Here is a 17507-nt window from a genome sequence, read left to right on the forward strand (position 1 = left end):
CGAATGATGATGTTCCTCGCCCGGAGAACAGCAACCTTAGGCATCACGGTTCTTCTGGCGTCCTTCGTGGTCTTCCTTATTCCCTATGTGACGCCCGGGGATCCGGTACGGAAGATCATCCGCTCCCGTGTGGCCGGAGACGTGATCGATGAATCCGCAGTACAGGCACTGACGGTCGAGCTGGGTCTTCAGGATCCCCTATGGGTGCAGTATCTGCGGTGGCTGGGCCGGCTGGGCAGCGGAGACATGGGCCTGTCCTACACCAGCCGTACCCCTGTGATCGACCAGGTCCTGCCGGCCTTCTGGATCACGCTGAGCCTGGTCGTCGTAACCCTGGGCGCGGCTGGCGCAATCGCTGTCGTGCTAGGAATCGCCGCTGCCTTGCAGGAGGGCCGCCCGGCCGACAGGCTCATCACCACTGTCACCCAGGCCTTCATCGCGCTGCCGGAATACTGGCTGGCGCCGATGCTCGTGCTCGTCTTCGCGCTGAAACTTTCGTTGCTGCCCTCCGCCGGGTGGGAGGGCCCTGCCTCCGTGGTTCTGCCCGTTGCCGTGCTAGCGCTGCGTCCTACCAGCTATTTCACGTCGGCAGTGCGCGAGGGGATGCTGGATGCGCTGGGCGCGGAGCACGTCACCGCTGCCCGAAGCCGCGGACTCAGCTACTCCCAGACAGTGTGGAAGCATGTGATACCCAACAGCTTGCTGCCCCTGACCACCATGGTGGCCGTGTGGTTCGCCGGCCTGCTGGGAGGATCGGTCATCGTGGAGGTCATCTTTGCCATCCCGGGAATGGGACGGCTGTTATACGACGCGGTACTCAACAGCGACATTCCCTTGGCGCAGGGCGGCGTAGTCATCGTCGTCGGACTCGCCGTCGTACTCACCACAACAGCCGACCTGATCCACCGACTCCTCAATCCCCGCCTCAGGATGCATCATGCATAAACGGGCGGCACTCCTACCTGCAGTGGTAATACTTCTGGCCATCGTCGTACTGTCAGTGGCGCTGTCCCCGTGGATTAGCCCCTATCCGCCCGCGGAACAGGACCTGTCCGCCAGGCTGGCCCCGCCCAGTACGGCCCACTGGTTGGGCACCGACCACCTCGGCCGGGACACCTTAAGCCGGCTGCTCGACGGCGGACAGTTCTCGCTGACCATCGCAGCCCTGGCCACAATACTGACCGGAGTTGTCGGCACCGCAATCGGCGTCATCAGTGCGCGCCGCCGGGGCTGGCTCGATGAGTTCTTTACCCGTACCAACGACGTCCTTCTGGCGCTGCCGGAAATGGTGATCGCTTTGTTTCTGGTCGCCGCGCTGGGGACAGGTTATCCCTCCCTACTGCTGGCGCTGACCGTGACCGGCTGGACACCTTTCGCCCGGCTGGCCCGAACGCTTGCCTACGATGTCTCCGCACGCGGATTCACTGAGGCTGCCCGCGTGCTCGGATGCACCCCCTCATTCATCGTCCTTCGCCACATCCTGCCCCACCTCGCAGCTCCCATGTTGGGGCAGGCAACCCTCCGGTTCGGACAGCTGCTGATCAACGTCGGCGCTCTTTCCTACCTCGGTCTGGGGGTGCAGCCGCCGCAGTCGGACTGGGGGTCCATGCTGGCCGCTGCTCAGCCGTACGCGCTCAGGTCGCCGATGACGATCCTCGCCCCCGGGCTGCTGATCTTCATCGTCGCGCTCTGCGTTACCCTCATCGGCCAGCGGCTGTCCCACATGACCAGCAGCCGCCTCTTGTTGGCCACAACCACTTCAAAGGCGGCACCGAATGCCTGAAGGCCTGATCATCGAACAGCTGCACCTCAGCCATCAGGCGCCTCTGGCTGATCGGAATGCCGCGGGCAGACATCCGGACGGCACTGCGTCCCGGCCGATCCTTTCCGGCATCGACCTCTCCGTAGCCCCAGGTGAATTCGTGGCCCTGGTCGGCACTTCGGGCAGCGGCAAGACGATGACCGCAATGTCCGTCCTGAGACTGCTGCCCCCGCAGGTGCGCATCGCCTCAGGCGCAATCCGGTTGAACGGACTGGACCTGACACAATCCCGCGAAGCAGACCTGAACCGCATTCGCGGCGGCAGGATCGGCATGCTCTACCAGCAGCCCAAACGGATGTTGAATCCGCGACGGACCATCGGCAGCCACCTGACGGAACCGCTGAAGCTTCATGAAGGGCTCCGGGGACGGAACGCCAAGGCACGGGCGAAGGACCTGCTGGCAGAAGCTGGCTTCGAAGATCCTGCCTCTTGCTTGTCGGCATATCCGCACCAGCTCTCCGGAGGCATGGCCCAAAGAGCCATGATGGCCATCGCCCTGGCCGGCCGGCCGGAGCTGTTGTTGGCAGACGAGCCGACGTCTGCCCTGGACAAAGTCCTCGAACGGCAAATCCTGCAACTAATTGATCGAGAGCGGCGTGAACGCGGCCTGGGCGTTCTCTACATCACCCACAATCTCGCCACCGTCGCCGCATTAGCCGATCGGGTGGTAGTCATGGAAGGCGGACGGATCCGAGAGTCGGGACGGGCGAGAGCTGTCCTCAGGGATCCTCAGTCCGCCTGCACCAAAAACCTCCTTGAGGCGGCAACCCTCACGCCCCCTCCCGCATCCGTGCCGACGACCCCTAGCCGTACCCTGCTGGCGCTGGACGGTGTCAGCAAACGATTCCCCTCAACCAGGAGCGGCGGCCGGCCCGCCCTCGATGGCGTCTCCATCGACCTTCGGGAAGGCGAGATCCTCGGTGTACTGGGCCAGTCCGGCTCCGGGAAGAGCACCCTGGCCCGGCTGATCGTCGGGCTCGAGACCCCCACCGGCGGAAGCCTCACCCCCACAGCGTCCACAACGAAGGCTGGAAACGGTGCGGCGAAAACAACTGTACAACTAGTCTTCCAAGAGCCGTACGACTCCTTCGACCCCAGAATGAAGCTGCGCACCAGCCTCGAAGCTCCCCTGCTGCGGCACCGCCACATCACAGCCGCGGAACGCAGCGATCGTATCCGCGAGATCGTGCAGGAAGTAGAACTGGATCCCGCGCTGCTCGACAGATACCCCGGCCAATGCTCGGGAGGCCAACTCCAGAGGCTCACCATCGCCAGGGCACTCCTGCTGGAACCAGCAGTACTCATCTGTGACGAAGCGACATCGGCACTGGACGCGGTGACACAACGCGTGATCCTGGACCTGCTGTTGCGCCTGCACCGGGACCAGGCCTTGAGCCTGGTCATGATCTCCCACGATTTGAACGTCGTCCGATACATGAGCCATCGGATCGCAGTGTTTTATCAAGGCGCCCTTGTGGAACTGGCGCCTGCCGATGAGTTCTTCGCTTGTCCACGGCACGAGCACAGCAAACAACTCGTGGCAGCGGCCCTCCCGCTCGATCACGACACAACCTTGGATCACGACCGCAAGACCACCTACCCGCGGCCATCGGCCACGCTGAACCGTGCCGATACTCTGGCTACGACCTGAGTACCCTTCCATCAAGCGCCGCAGGAGGCCTTCGTTTGACGTTCCGCAGCTATCGGGCTGAAACGCGCACCCTGTTAGGTGCCCAACTGGTGTTCAACCTCGGGTTCTACGCCGTTGTGCCCTTCCTCGCCGGCGCCATGAGAACCGAATACGGGCTTGGTGTCACTGCGATCGGACTCGTACTGGGTGCCCGCACCTTCAGCCAGCAAGGAATGTTCCTGATCGGCGGCGTTCTAGCCGATCGGTGGGGCGCACGCAGGGCTATTCTCATCGGATGCCTGGTCCGTATCCTTGGATATGCAACGCTGGCAGCAGCCTCCGACTTCGCCTTATTCCTCCTCGGCGCCGTGCTAACCGGTGCCGGCGGTGCCCTGTTCTCTCCGGCTCTGGAATCCCGGCTGTCCCATGCCGACCAGCCAGTCGAGACCGAAGCGTTGGTTGGAGGGCGGAAGTCCCACCGATCCGTGTTCGTCTGGCTGGCGGTCATCGGGGAGATCGGCGCAGTCATGGGCCCTGTGCTGGGCTCGGTCCTGCTGAATTGGAGTTTCGACGCCGCACTGGCCGCGGGAATCGGGATCTTCTCGGCCATAACGATTCTGCTCTGGTACCGCTTGCCCGCCGAGCCTGCCCGCGAGACGGATATCTCGGAGGCTGACCAAGCGGGCTCGGCCGCAGGGCCACATTTTGCTCTCCGATGTCTGAGTGACAGACGGTTCGTGCTGTTCTGCCTTCTGGCCAGCACCAACATGCTCGCCTACAACCAACTCTACTTCGCGATTCCCATCGAACTGAGCCGACGCGGCCTCGATGGCGCTTGGCTGGGCGCGCTGTTCCTGCTGGCCTCTGCCCTGACTTTGCTCCTGCAGTTGCCGGTTTCCGCGGTCGGTCGACGCTTGGGGTCGGGCCCCGCCCTATCGATTGGTTTCGTGCTGCTATCAGTTGCCTTCACAGTGGCCGCCATAACTTCCATGCACCCAGGTTCTTCCGACGCTTCGCTGGCGCCGGTGGTAGTCACCGTCGCGGTCTTGATCCTGGGCCATATGCTCCTGACACCCACAATCCTGTCCCTGATCCCCACCTTCGCCACGGCTAGTGGACCAGCCGCAGGGAGGGGTGCATACTACGGACTCGCCGCCACCTGCGGCGGAATCTCTGTACTGGCCGGCAACTCTGCGCTAGGACTCCTGCTCGATCTGACCGAACGGCAAACTTGGTGGCCAGGCACACCATGGATCCCGCTGATCTTGCTTCCATTCTTGGCAGCGTGGGCGCTCCCCCGCGTGCTGACCAGTCATCGAGCAAATAGGCTGTCGCCCTCGTCAACCAAAACCGATCTGTCCGGAAAGGCCGGCTGACGAGCTGCTTAGCTTCCGGCTCCACACAAACGCCGATAACAATCGGCGAGGATCCCGTTTATGAACCATCACTGTGGTTTCAAGAGGACTCTCCGTTGGAGTCCCCGCGTGCATCCCACTGCCCAGCGGACCAATCGGCCTTGGTAGATTGGGGTCCATGGCCGAACCTGTCCAACCTGTCGGCCAGCCGGAATTCACCGAACCGGCCCCGGCAGCGCCGCGTATCCGCGCGCGCAACTATGCCCTGGATCTGCTGCGGATCGTCAGCATCGTCGGCGTCGTTGCCATCCACTCCTTCGGTGAGCTGGCCGGCGACGACAGCGCCCGCAACCAGCGCGACTGGATCCCGGCGGCCGTCATCGACATCGCGTTCATCTGGGTGGTCCCGGTCTTCGTGATCATCTCCGGCACACTCACCCTGGCGCCGCGTGCCCACACCACCGGCGCCGGCGATTTCTACCGCAAACGCGCGCTCCGGCTCGTGCCCGCACTGATCTTCTGGCACCTGATCTACATCTTCGTGGGCAACTGGCTGATCCTCGGACGGGAACTGAATCCGGCCGAAACCGTCGCCGACATCTTCAACACCTCGGTCTACCCGCACCTGTATTTCCTCTGGCTCATCCTCGGCCTCTACCTCGCGGCCCCTCCCCTGGCCCGCTACCTCCACAGCATCAGCCTACGGACTGCCGGAATAACGACGGCAGTTGTGCTGGCTTTAATTCTGCTCCTCTTCATTGCCCAGGCCGCCAGCATCGAAGCAGAACTCGGGTGGCAGTACCCCTGGAACATGCTGACCCAGTGGTTCCCCTACCTGGGCTACTTCATGGCCGGCTGGGTCCTCGCCCAGGTGAGCATCAGCAAACGCACCGCGGCGATGCTAGGAGGCGCCGCCGTCGTACTCTCGATCTTCAACATCTGGCACTGGATCAACCAGGACTCGACGCCGGTGCTGAACATCACCACGCCGTCCAGCTATATCGGGCTCGGCGTGACACTGGCGGCGCTGTGCATCTTCACGTCCGTGTTCCATCTGCTCAAGGACTGGCGGCCTGCGCCGCGGCTGGCGCGGTTCATCCTGGCGCTGTCGAATGCGGCGTTCGGCGTCTTCCTGAGCCACTACCTGATCCTGACCTGGCTGACCTTCAAGGTCCTCGGCGAAGACGTCCAGCCGACGCTGGCCACCATGACCTTCAAGTTCACGGTGGCCAGCGTCGGCGCCTTCATCCTCTCCTACACAGCCCTGAGAATCCCCTGGCTGCGCAGGGTGTTCTAAATGGGTGCCTATTTCATCCCGGCCAAGTCCTGGGTGCGGCCTTCCTTGGTCAGCAGGATAGCTACGGCTGCCGCAATGAAGGCGACGATCCACACGGAACCCAGCAACGTGAGACTGCCGCCTCCGAGCACCAGCAGGCCAGCGGCGATTGCGGGTGTGAATCCGGCGCCGAAGGTAGAGGCGCTCTGGTAGGACAGGGAGGCTCCGGTGTAACGGACGCGGGTCGGGAACAGTTCGGCGGTGAAGGCACCAAAGGGTCCGAAGATCAGGCCCTGCAGGGCTTGGCCCAGTACCACTGCGACGGTGAAGCCCACTACTGTACCGCTGTCCACCAGCCAAAGGATCGGGAAGGCACAGACGGCTGCGGCGATAACACCGGTGAGCATGACCGGCTTGCGGCCGAACCGATCGCTGAGGCGGGCGCCGATCATGGTGGTGATGACCATGCCGAAGGCAGCCAAAGCCTTGGCGTTGAGGACACCGGTTTTGTCCGCGCCCGCATCGACGGCGTAGGAGACCGCCCAGACGGTGACCATGCCCGCGATTGTGTAGACGCTGGTTCCCGCAATGATGCCCAAGACCAGGTTTTTCGGGTGCTTGGTCAGGACCTCAGTCAGCGGAATTTTCTTTGAATCCGCTTTGGCCTCCAACTGCTGGAACAGCGGAGTCTCGCTGACCTTCAGCCTGATGACCAGGCCGACTGTTACCAGCACGATGCTGATTAGGAACGGAACGCGCCAGCCCCAGGCCAGGAACTGGCCATCCGGCAGCAGCGTGAAGAGACTGACAGCCAAAGTTGCCAGCAGGGCACCCGCCGGCGCACCCATATTGGCGAAACTCGCTGCGAAGCCGCGCTTCTTGTCAGGCGAGTGCTCCAGTGCCATGAGCATGGCACCGCCCCATTCGCCGCCGACCGCCAGCCCCTGGACCACGCGCAACGTGATGAGCAGGATGGGTGCAATGACGCCGATCTGCTCGGTGGTCGGCAGGAGTCCAATCAACGTCGTTGCCACGCCCATAGTCATCATGGAGACGATCAGCACGGTTTTGCGGCCTACGCGGTCGCCGAAATGGCCGAAGATCGCGCCGCCCAACGGGCGGGCTACGTAGCCGGCGGCCAGCGTTCCGAAGGAGGCAAAGGCTGCCATGCCCGGGCCGAGATCGGTGAAGAAGACCTGTCCGAACACGATGGCTGCGGCAGTGGCGTAGAGCAGGAAGTCATAGTATTCGATGGCGCTGCCGATGAAGCTGGAGGCAAGAATCCTCCGCATGTGCTTCGTATTCAGGCTCTCATTGGCTGGAGCCTGCTCGCGGGTGTCAATACTGGATGTCGTCGTCATCGTCACACCTTTTCTGCAGTAGCAAGGGAAGGAACGGAGTCCCGGGCAAAGGAGATGATCTCCAGATCGTCCGGAACGTAAACCGGGCCGGCAAAGGTTTCTTCGGCCCTGCGCCAGACCGCTGGATCAGCGGTTCCCGGTACAAGATGGTGAAGGGCGAGTGCACGGGCTCCGGCACGGGTGGCTATTTCGCCAGCCTGCCGGGGGCTCGTGTGCGACTTATGGTGATGGTCCACCGAGGCTTGCGCAGTCGTCGGCTCTTCGTGGGCGTACGCTTTCTCGACCCAGCCGAAGTCGATGGCCTCGTGCATCAGGAGGTCCGTGTCCTCCGCCAAACGGACCAGGTTGTTGCACGGTGCGGTATCCCCGGAAATGGTTACTGAGCCGCCGGCAGTGTCGAAGCGGAAGGCATAGGCAGGAGCGATCGGTGGATGCCGGACCAAAGTTGCCGTCACGGTCACGAGATCATCGCGGTAAACTTCGAAGGGTTCCATGTCTGGAGTCGGGTTGGCGTTCGGATGGAAGCCTGAGGACCCCGGCACCACGATGTCTTCCGCCTGAAAATACTTCAGCGGTGAGGGTCGTAGAGAATCGATGACCCGGTCGTTGACATCCGTGGAGTAAGCGCGAAGCAACGTCTCCACCATCTCGCGCGTGCCCAAGGTCGGATTTTCCGAAAACAGCGGCTCGGGCGCGGTGGTGGCACGGGGTGAGGGAAGGGGCAGCATGCCCCGGTTACCCGGTCCTAGAATCCTGATGGGCCGTTGGGCCGGGTTCACAATGTGCAGGAACCCGAAGACGGTCATGCTGGCCAGATCGATGGTGTGGTCCGAATGCAGATGGGTCAGAAACATCCCGCGGATCTGTGGGATCTCGATACCGGCCATCATCAACTGCCGCCCCACGCCATGGCCCATGTCCACCAAGTACGCCGCATCGCCAACCATTACCGCCGTTGCAATACCGGCACGTTCGCCCTGCCCTGCACCCTTCCACCAGCGGGGGCCACCAGCAGTGCCTAAAGCAACCACATGGGGCTTCAACTCAGGTGTCGGCACAGTCTCAGTAGTCATGGGTCCTCCAGCAGGTAGGCAACGTACGTCGCAGGTTCTGGACATTAACTATGGAAAGGATCACAATTTTTGTAAATCACAAATAAATCAAAATTAATTTAAGGAGAGCTAACAATGCAGATAACCCTCCGTCAGCTGGAGTATTTTCTAGCCGTGGCGGAGTTGGGCTCCGTCAGCGCTGCGGCCAGGCGTTGCCACGTCTCTCCGGGAGGTCTGTCCCTGGCTCTGAATGACCTTGAGGCCGGCCTCGGCGTGCAGCTGATGCTGCGGCGAAAGGCCAAAGGTGCAACGCTTACGTCCGCCGGGCGTTGGGTGGCGGAGCGGGCGCGTTCCATCGTGACGGACGCCGGAGAGCTGCAGTTCGTAGCCCAGCGGCTCCAGGGAGAGCTTGTCGGGCCCCTGAAGATCGGCTGTTTCGGAACGCTCTCGCCCTGGCTGCTGCCCCGGATCATCGAATTTTTCGCGACAAACCACCCAGCCGTAGACATTGAACTAATGGAGGGATCCTCGGACCTGCTGCAGCAACTGCTGCTCGACGGCGAGCTGGACGTTGGACTCATGTACTCCCTACACGTCAATACAGAGCTCGAACTGACAACAGTGGCGCCTGTCCGACTGCAGCTGCTGCTCAGTCCCGACCACCCGCTGGCCGGCCAGGACGAAATAGCCCTACGCGATCTCGGAGACTCGCCGGCAGCGCTGCTGGGGCTCCAGCCGGCACGTGATCTGGCTGAAACTCAGTTGCGCAATGCCGGCTTCGAACCGCAGATTAAATGGCGCAGTACCAACGTCGAAACGATCCGCTCCCTCGTTGCCCGCGGACTGGCCTACTCCGTCCTCATGGGTCGCCCCCTCGGAGACCAAACCTACGAAGGGCTGCCCTTGGCATACCGGCGCATCAAAGATGACTTGCCGGACAACGCGGTAGTTGCGGCGTATCCGCGAGGCACTGACCCGTCCGAGAAGGTCCGAGCCTTACTCAGCTACTGTCAGGAAGAATTTTCTCCCGACAAGTCGCCGGTGCAGTAGGAGCAGGACGGTCCGGCCGTCGTCGTACTCTCCTTTGCCTTGTCAGGCTTCGAGGTGCTCCAGGAGTTCTGCCTCCGCCTGATCGAGGTAGCCGCGCAGCGCCTCGGCGGCTTCTTCGCGGCGCCCTTCGGCCAGCAGGTCCACCAGTCCGGTATTAAGTTCCACGTAATGACTGTGGAAGTCGGGCGCATGGCGCATCGAGTGGAAGACCAGGCGCATCCGGGCCAGCACCCGGGTCATCAACTCCTGCAGGTCCGTACTGCCGGTTCCGCGGACCAGTTCCGCATGGAAGCGCTGGTTGGCGTCGGCCATCTCGGGTACCGATCCCCGGGCCAGCGCTGCCCGGGCATCGGCAACGATCGCCTTCAGCGCAGCGACGTCGAGTTCAGGCCCCCAGAGCACGGCGGCAGGCTCCACCATCCGGCGCACGCGATAGATCTCCCGGACGCCCTCAGGTCCCGGGGAGGCAACCAAGACGCCGCGGTTGGGGATGCGGGTGACGACCTGTTCGCCGGCCAGTACGGTGAAGGCTTCGCGCAGCGTGTTCCGGGAGACCCCGAATGCGTCTGCCAGGGCCTGTTCGGACAGCTTGGAGCCGGGCAACAGATGCCCCTCGGCGATCCTTTCGCGCAGCAGCCCGGCCAGCCATGCCCCGGTATGCGCGTGGGCGGCCCGGTCTCGTGCGGACTCTTCCGCCAGCGATGCATTCAACGACATGCCACCAATCTACCGACCGATCTGCGAGCGCATGAACCGGGTCCGGCATTGCGGGACCTAGCCAATGCGGGCCAGCTCCTCGCCTTGCGCGATGGGAGTGCCCGGCTGCGGGGCGCCCCGCGTCAGGGTTCCGTCCCGGTGGGCGAAGATCGTGGTTTCCATTTTCATGGCCTCGACCACGGCGACCGGATCACCGGCGGCCAGTTCGGCGCCGTCGTCGGCCAACCACTTGACCAGGTTGCCGGCCATCGGGGCGACGAGCACCTCGGCGCCCACGGCGTCGTCGTTGTCCTGTTGCACTTGAGCGGCGGAGCCTCCGCCATGCAGCAGCGAGTGCAGCAGTGGCGCGGGCAGGCCGATGCGCATGGCCTTGCCGTCGACGTCGATGGTCAGCTCTTCACGCTCGCCACCCTGCTCCGCCGCCGCGATTTCGGGTGAGGCCGCCAGCGCGGCCGCGAACTCGGTTTCGATCCAGGTGGTGTAGACGCCGAACTTCTCATTGTTGGTGAAGTCGCCGTCGCGGACCACCGCGCGGTGGAAGGGCAGGACCGTGGTCACGCCGGAAATCACCATCTCGTCCAGCGCCACCTTGGCCCGCCGGAGGGCCTGGGCACGGTCCGCGCCGCGCACGATCAGCTTGGCCATCAGCGAGTCGTAGTCGCCTGGAACGGTGGAGCCGGACCGCACTCCCGAGTCCACCCGCACGCCGGATCCCGTGGGCGGCTCGAACGCGGTGATGGTGCCGGGCCCGGGCAGGAAGCCGCGCGCGGGATCCTCGGCGTTGAGGCGGAATTCGAAGGCGTGGCCGGTGGGCTGCGGGTCCTCGGTGAGGCTCAGCGGCTCCCCCGCGGCGATGCGGAACTGCTCGCGCACCAGGTCGACGCCGGTGGTCTCCTCGGTGACCGGGTGCTCCACCTGCAGGCGGGTGTTGACCTCTAGGAAGGACACGATGCCGTCCTGCCCAACCAGGTATTCAACCGTGCCGGCGCCGTGGTAGCCGGCCTCGCGGCAGATCGCCTTGGCCGACTCGTGGATCTGCCGGCGCTGTTCATCGGTCAGGAACGGGGCGGGGGCTTCCTCCACCAGTTTCTGGTTGCGGCGCTGCAGCGAGCAGTCGCGCGTGCCCACGACGACGACGTTGCCGTGCGTGTCGGCGAGCACCTGCGCTTCGACGTGGCGAGGCCGGTCCAGGAACCGTTCGACGAAGCATTCTCCGCGCCCGAAGGCGACGGTGGCCTCGCGGACAGCGGACTCGAAAGCGTCCTCGATGTCCTCCATCCGGCGGGCGATCTTCAGCCCCCGCCCGCCGCCGCCGAAGGCAGCCTTGATGGCTACCGGCAGGCCGTATTGCTCCGCGAAGTCCAGCACCTCCGCCGCGCTGGCCACAGGCCCGTCGCTGCCGGGCACCAGTGGGGCGCCGGCACGCACGGCAATCTCGCGTGCCGTGACCTTGTTTCCCAGCACGCGGATGGACTCCGGTGTCGGGCCGATCCAGGCCAACCCCGCATCCCCGACAGCCTGCGCGAACTCGGCGTTTTCGGAGAGGAAGCCGTAGCCGGGGTGCACCGCGTCGGCACCGGAGCGGCGGGCCACGCCGATGAGCTTCGGGATGTTCAGGTAGGTCTCTGCCCCAGTACGGCCGCCGAGCGAGTACGCCTCGCCGGCCCGGCGCACATGCAGTGCGTCCGCATCCGGGTCCGAATACACCGCCACCGACTCCAGCCCGGCATCGGTGCAGGCGCGGGCAACCCGCACCGCGATCTCGCTGCGGTTGGCAATCAGAACCTTTTTCATGGACGGGGTCCTTCCAGGGAAGTCGTGGCGCCGGCGGTGCCGGTCGCCTGCAGGGTGTCCGGGTCGACCAGGACAAAGCGGATGGTGGTTCCGGGCGGCAGCTGCGCCGCCACTGGCAGGTCCTCAGGTACGACGGCGGCAATCACCGGATACCCGCCCGTCACCGGATGATCGGCGAGAAAGAGAACCGGCAACCCCGAAGGCGGGACCTGCAAGGAGCCGGCGACGACGCCTTCGCTCTTGAGCTCGCCCTCGCGGATGCGTGCCAGGGATGCGGGTGCTGCGGAGCCTTTCGCGCCGTCGGGTAGTTCCAGGCGGAGGCCGATCCGGTCCGAGGCGGAACTGGCCAGCCACTTCTGGCCCGTAAGCCGCTCGAGCCCGGCCGCACCGAACCAGTCATCGCGGGGCCCAGCCGTGATGCGCAGCGTGGCTGCTTCGCCGGGGGCGACGCGGAGCGCGGAGGGCTCCGGGGTACCAACCACATGCCGGTTGGTGGTTTGGCCGATCGGCAGTACTGAACCGGCAGCCAGCGGCGCGGGCCCGAGGCCGGACATCGTGTCCGTGGAGCGGCTGCCGAGCACGGGCTCCACCTCGATCCCGCCGCGCACGGCGACGTACGCCTGCAGGCCGGTGGTGGCGGGGCCGAGCGCCAGGGTTTCGCCGTCGAGCAGCGCGAAGGGTGCGTCCTGGGCAGGCCGGCGGCCGGAGGGGTTGATGGTCAGTTCCACGCGGGCGCCGGTGACGGCCAGTACCTGGTCGCCGCGGGCGCGCAGCACCAGCGAGCCGAACAGGTTCTCGATCACTGCATCCCCGCTGCCATTACCCGCCAGCCGGTTTGCCTGGCGCGCGGCCGATGGGTCCACCGCGCCTGATGCGCTCACACCAAGGTCACCGAGGCCGGGCCGGCCGAGGTCCTGCAACAGCGATCGCAGGCCCGGGGAAACTACTTCGAGGGATGAACCGGCGGTGCCGGATTGCTTGGCGGCTTGAGGCTCGGCTGCTGTCTGGGCGGCTGATTGTGACACGGGCTGTTGCTGCGTAATGCCATGCTCTTGCTGTATGTCCTCGGTGTGGGGCGGTGCGTTCAGCGCTGCGGTTTCGGAGCGCGCGGCAATGGATTCGCGAGCAGGCACAAACCGGACGCGGTCCTGCGGGCGGATCAGTGCGGGATTGGCCCGCTCAAGATCCCACATCACGGTGCTGGTATGCCCGATCAGCTGCCAGCCGCCGGGAGACTTGCGCGGATACACGGCCGAATAGCCGCCGGCGAGCGCCACGGCCCCGGCGGGTACGGCGGTGCGCGGAGTGTCACGGCGCGGTACGTCGAGCACGTGGTCTTCACCCACGAGGTAAGCGAAGCCCGGGGCGAAGCCGCCAAAGGCCGCGGTCCAGAGCTGCCCGATGTGCGCATTGACCACGCCCTCAGGGCTGAGACCGGCGAGCCGCGCGACCTCGGCGAGGTCCTCGCCGTCGTAATTAACCGGGATTTCCACAATCTCCCCCGATGCTGCGGGGGCGGCACCGAGTTCCAGGCGCTCGACGGCGGCGCGCGCCTTGAGCGCGTGGGCCCGGGTGTCGCATTTGATCAGTACGGTGCTCGCCGCGGCAAGCACATCGATCTGGCCGGGCAACGGCGAGCCGAGCAGGTGCGCGTGCAGGGCCAGCACGGAGTCGAGACTCGAGAGCTCCACGAGCAAGGCACGCGTGCCGGCGAAACGGAGCCCGGTGACGCTCACGCGAAGCTCCGGACGCCGACGCCCGCAGCTTCCAGGCCGGTGCGCACGGCTGCTGCCATGGCCACGGAGCCGGGGGTGTCCCCGTGCACGCAAATGCTCTCGGCCTGCACCTTAACAACGGAACCGTCGACGGCGACGATCTCGCCGTCCTGCGCCAGCCGGACCATGTTCGCGACGACGACCTCCGGATCGTGCAGCACGGCGCCGGCTTCGCGGCGGGAAACCAGTGTGCCATCAGGGTTGTACGCGCGGTCCGCGAAGGCCTCCGCGACACCGCGAAGCCCCGCGGCCTCGGCCTTGGCCAGCGCCAGCGAGCCCGGCAACAGCAGCAACGGCAGGTCGGTCCCGAAGGCCCGGACGGCGTCGACCACGGCCTGGGCGTGCCCCTCGTGGTGGACGATCGTGTTGTACAGCGCGCCGTGCGGCTTCATGTAGCGGATTTCCGCGCCGGCCGCGCGCGCCAGTGCCTGCAGAGCGCCCAGCTGGTAGAGCACATCGTCCGCCAGTTCCGCCGGGGTGCAGTCCAGGAACCGGCGGCCGAAACCGGCCAGATCCCGGTAGCCGACGTGGGCGCCGATGGTCACTCCGGCGGCCACCGCATCACGGCAGGTCTGGGCGATGGTGCTCGGATCACCGGCGTGGAAGCCGCAGGCGACATTTGCGCTCGATACGGAACGGAAGATGGCGGCGTCGTCGCCCATCTGCCAGTTGCCGAAGGATTCTCCGACGTCGCTGTTCAAGTCAATAAAAGCCATGATGTGACACCCGTCTCGTTGGTTCTTCCATCAAGAATGCCTCACAAATCAAGATTGTTCAACAATTCTCCGAAAGTTTGTTGAACAATCTCTTGCGTGGATTGTTGAACAACCTGTAGTGTCTTTCCCATCGTTCTGTGACAGCGGTCACCAATCCAGATGGGAATGACAATGGAAAAAACGAAACCGGTCAAGGTGCGGCCGAATCTCCAGCGCACCGCGCTGCTGGGGGCCATGTTCCTGATGGCCACCAGCGCCATCGGCCCGGGCTTCATTACCCAGACCACTGTCTTCACGGTGCAGCTGGGTGCGGCGTTTGCGTTCGCCATCCTGCTCTCGATCCTCGTGGACATCGCCGTCCAGCTGAACGTGTGGCGCGTGGTCGGCATTTCCGGCATGCGCGCGCAGGAACTCGGCAACAAGGTACTGCCCGGGGTCGGCTGGTTCCTCGCCGGACTGGTGTTCCTTGGCGGCCTGGTCTTCAACATCGGCAACATCGCCGGTACCGGCCTGGGGGTGAACGCGATGATGGGCCTGGATCCCAAGATCGGCGGCGCAATCTCCGCTGGTATCGCGATCCTGATCTTCCTCTCCAAATGGGCGGGCTACGCTCTGGACCGGATTGTGGTGCTGCTCGGCGCAGTGATGATCCTGCTGATGCTCTACGTGGCCATCGTCGCGGCGCCTCCGCTGGGCGAGGCGCTGAAGAATACGTTTCTGCCGGAAAAGGTCGACTTCCTGATCATCACCACGCTCATCGGCGGCACGGTGGGCGGCTACATCACGTATGCCGGTGCCCACCGCATGCTGGACTCGGGCGCCACCGGCGTCGAGCACGTCAAGGAAATTACGCGCAGCTCGGTCTTGGGGATCCTGGTCACCGGCGTCATGCGCGTGCTGCTCTTCCTGGCGATCCTCGGCGTGGTCGCCGGCGGCGTAACCCTGACCAGCAACAACATGGCCGCCGAAGCCTTCGGCGCGGCCGCCGGTGAAATCGGCATGCGAATGTTCGGCATCGTGCTGTGGGCTGCCGCCCTGACGTCCGTCATCGGCGCCGCCTACACCTCGGTTTCCTTCGTGACGCACACGGGAACGTCGGACCGCAAGCGCAATCTCATCACCGTCGCCTTTATCGCGTTCTGCGCCGTGGTCTACATGTTCCTGGGCCAGGCACCGCAGCAGCTGCTCATCTTTGCCGGAGCGTTCAACGGCCTGATTCTGCCGGTTGGCTTCGGGGTGCTGCTCTGGGTGGCCTGGCGGCGGCGCGACCTGCTGCACGGCTATTCGTACCCGAAGTGGCTGCTGGCTGTGGGGATCGCGGCCTGGCTGCTGACACTGTTCCTGGGCTGGAATTCCCTGGCCGGCCTCGTGGAAATCATGAGCTAGAGGAAGATGGAGAACATGCAGAACGTAGAGACCTCGCAAACAGTCAATCCGTTCGCGCTGCCCGCGGACCGGGGCGCCCTCACCCCGGCGGAGGCCCGCGCAATGTTCCGTTCGGGCCTGGCCGTTCCAACGGCCGGCTGGTCACGCGGATACGCCCAGGCGAACCTGATGATCGTGCCGCGCGAGCTTGCCTTCGACGTGCTGCTCTTCGCGCAGCGGAACCCCAAGCCGTGTCCGATCCTGGGAGTGCTCGACGCCGGCGAAGTCACCGGGCCGCTGCTGGCGGGCGGAGACATCCGCACCGACGTGCCGCGCTACACCGTCTACCTCGACGGACAGAAGGTGGCCGAACCGACCTACATCAGCGAGTACTGGCGCGATGACCTTGTCACCTTTATCGTGGGCTGCTCGTTCACCTTCGAATCGGCGCTGCGCGAAGGCGGGATCTCGGTGGCGCACATCGACCAGAACGTAAACGTGCCGATGTACAAGACCAACGTGCGCTGCGAACCCGCCGGATCCATCTCGGGCCCGCTGGTGGTTTCGATGCGGCCCATCCCCGCTTCCAGGGTGGCCGATGCCGTACGCATCACGTCCCGCTACCCGGCCGTCCACGGCGCACCCGTCCACGTGGGCAATCCCGCCGAGCTGGGCATCGGCGACCTGGGCAGGCCCGACTTCGGCGATCCGGTGCAGATTCCGGAGGGCCACATTCCGGTGTTTTGGGCCTGCGGTGTCACTCCCCAGGCTGCGGTGATGGAGTCACGGCCTGCCCTTGCGATCGGCCACGCGCCCGGGCACATGCTCATCACCGACGCGCGCGACAGCGACTATCTGGTTCCCTAGGCCCCGGAACGGCCGGTGACCCCGCCGTCGCGTTAGTTGTTCGATCGCCGCCATCCGCCGCGGCGGACCCCGCAGGTCCCCCTTCGGGGAACCGCTGCATCGCCCGCGAGGTCTGGGCCAGGGCGAGCATCCGCAGCAGCAGCTTGCTGTAGAGAAAGGTCCCCACCGCCACCGTCCGGACCATCTGGTCCCGCGTGGACTGTTCCTCCACATGGCCGATATCCAGGGCCGCCACCTGATCCACCGCGGCAGCGTAGGCGGACAGCACCGTGGCGTCCGGGGCCATGCCGAACTCCTCCATCTGGCCGAACAGCTCATTCAGCGAGTTCCGCGCGGGAGAGGGCGCATCCAGCCAGCCTCCCCCGGACATCAGTTCCATAGTCCACCGGTGGTCCGGAACGGCCTCGGCCGGCAGACCCAGCACCGTCGCCTGCGTCAGGCCGAGCAGGTTGAGCATGTCAACCTCGGGATTATCGACGGCGGCGGCCAGGGTTTTGATCTTGTCCAGCCCCAGCCCCACCACCTGCCGGAGCAGCCGGATCAGTTCCAGCCGGTCGAGGTGCTCCTGGGTGTACTCGGCGCGGTTGGCAGTGCCGGGACTCCCCGGCTTGAGCAGGTCTTCACGCAGGTAGAACTTGATGCTGGCCGCCGACACCCCGCTGGCCTGGCTCAACTCTTTCAGCTGCACGAGGGGCTCCCTCCGGATAGCGAATCGGCCGATAACTAT

General features: G+C 65.0%; 15 protein-coding genes. 8 read left to right on the forward strand and 7 right to left on the reverse strand.

Translation table 11 applies throughout. From position 1 onward, the window contains the following. The first annotated feature begins 3 nt into the window (after positions 1-3). From AC20117_RS06480 to AC20117_RS06500, 5 genes are all read left to right on the forward strand, one after another. The gene (locus tag AC20117_RS06480; RefSeq protein WP_074700426.1) at positions 4-945 is read left to right on the forward strand and encodes an ABC transporter permease; all 942 of its coding nucleotides are present in this window, start codon (positions 4-6) and stop codon (positions 943-945) included. Continuing rightward, positions 938-1783, forward strand: a complete 846-nt coding sequence (locus tag AC20117_RS06485; protein WP_074700425.1) for an ABC transporter permease — start codon at positions 938-940, stop codon at positions 1781-1783. The genes AC20117_RS06480 and AC20117_RS06485 overlap by 8 nt, the downstream gene beginning before the upstream one ends. Beyond that, the gene (locus tag AC20117_RS06490; RefSeq protein ID WP_083339700.1) at positions 1776-3473 is read left to right on the forward strand and encodes an ATP-binding cassette domain-containing protein; all 1698 of its coding nucleotides are present in this window, start codon (positions 1776-1778) and stop codon (positions 3471-3473) included. The genes AC20117_RS06485 and AC20117_RS06490 overlap by 8 nt, the downstream gene beginning before the upstream one ends. Positions 3474-3508: 35 nt before the next feature. Continuing rightward, the gene (locus AC20117_RS06495) at positions 3509-4828 is read left to right on the forward strand and encodes an MFS transporter (RefSeq protein WP_074700424.1); all 1320 of its coding nucleotides are present in this window, start codon (positions 3509-3511) and stop codon (positions 4826-4828) included. A gap of 157 nt (positions 4829-4985) precedes the next feature. Further along, complete coding sequence (locus tag AC20117_RS06500; protein ID WP_074700423.1) at positions 4986-6104, forward strand: acyltransferase; 1119 nt, start codon at positions 4986-4988, stop codon at positions 6102-6104. An 8-nt stretch (positions 6105-6112) separates the two neighbouring features. Here the strand turns inward: AC20117_RS06500 and AC20117_RS06505 are convergent, their stop codons facing one another. Further along, complete coding sequence (locus tag AC20117_RS06505) at positions 6113-7444, reverse strand: MFS transporter (protein ID WP_074700422.1); 1332 nt, start codon at positions 7442-7444, stop codon at positions 6113-6115. Between the two features lie 2 nt (positions 7445-7446). Beyond that, entirely contained in the window at positions 7447-8517 is a 1071-nt protein-coding gene (locus AC20117_RS06510; RefSeq protein ID WP_074700421.1) for an MBL fold metallo-hydrolase, read from the reverse strand. A gap of 114 nt (positions 8518-8631) precedes the next feature. On the opposite strand from AC20117_RS06510, the gene AC20117_RS06515 reads away from it, so the two are divergent. After that, positions 8632-9546: a LysR family transcriptional regulator gene (locus AC20117_RS06515; RefSeq protein WP_074700420.1), complete on the forward strand. Its 915-nt coding sequence runs from the start codon at positions 8632-8634 to the stop codon at positions 9544-9546. A gap of 42 nt (positions 9547-9588) precedes the next feature. Here AC20117_RS06515 and AC20117_RS06520 read toward each other — a convergent pair whose 3' ends face one another. Genes AC20117_RS06520 through AC20117_RS06535 form a run of 4 tightly spaced genes read right to left on the reverse strand, consistent with a single transcriptional unit; the run spans position 9589 to position 14548 of the window. Further along, positions 9589-10263 carry a GntR family transcriptional regulator gene (locus tag AC20117_RS06520; RefSeq protein ID WP_074700419.1) on the reverse strand — a complete coding sequence of 225 codons (675 nt, stop codon included), beginning with the start codon at positions 10261-10263 and terminating at the stop codon, positions 9589-9591. 57 nt (positions 10264-10320) lie between these two features. Beyond that, positions 10321-12057: an acetyl/propionyl/methylcrotonyl-CoA carboxylase subunit alpha gene (locus AC20117_RS06525; RefSeq protein ID WP_074700418.1), complete on the reverse strand. Its 1737-nt coding sequence runs from the start codon at positions 12055-12057 to the stop codon at positions 10321-10323. After that, a complete protein-coding gene (locus tag AC20117_RS06530; protein ID WP_074700417.1) occupies positions 12054-13793 on the reverse strand; it encodes a 5-oxoprolinase subunit B/C family protein in 1740 nt (579 codons plus the stop codon). Before AC20117_RS06530 ends, AC20117_RS06525 begins: the two co-directional genes overlap by 4 nt. Further along, positions 13790-14548 carry a LamB/YcsF family protein gene (locus AC20117_RS06535; RefSeq protein ID WP_074700416.1) on the reverse strand — a complete coding sequence of 253 codons (759 nt, stop codon included), beginning with the start codon at positions 14546-14548 and terminating at the stop codon, positions 13790-13792. Before AC20117_RS06535 ends, AC20117_RS06530 begins: the two co-directional genes overlap by 4 nt. 171 nt (positions 14549-14719) lie before the next feature. Here AC20117_RS06535 and AC20117_RS06540 point away from each other — a divergent pair, with 171 nt between their 5' ends. After that, positions 14720-15934, forward strand: coding sequence for an NRAMP family divalent metal transporter (locus AC20117_RS06540; RefSeq protein ID WP_074700415.1), 1215 nt, complete (start codon positions 14720-14722; stop codon positions 15932-15934). Between the two features lie 15 nt (positions 15935-15949). Next, the gene (locus AC20117_RS06545) at positions 15950-16780 is read left to right on the forward strand and encodes a putative hydro-lyase (protein ID WP_101632702.1); all 831 of its coding nucleotides are present in this window, start codon (positions 15950-15952) and stop codon (positions 16778-16780) included. On the opposite strand, the gene AC20117_RS06550 is transcribed toward AC20117_RS06545, so the two are convergent. Next, the gene (locus AC20117_RS06550; RefSeq protein ID WP_074700413.1) at positions 16743-17468 is read right to left on the reverse strand and encodes a MerR family transcriptional regulator; all 726 of its coding nucleotides are present in this window, start codon (positions 17466-17468) and stop codon (positions 16743-16745) included. The genes AC20117_RS06545 and AC20117_RS06550 overlap by 38 nt on opposite strands. Positions 17469-17507: the final 39 nt, after the last annotated feature.

It is taken from the genome of Arthrobacter crystallopoietes (genome assembly GCF_002849715.1).
GTDB classification, from domain to species: Bacteria; Actinomycetota; Actinomycetes; order Actinomycetales; family Micrococcaceae; genus Crystallibacter; species Crystallibacter crystallopoietes.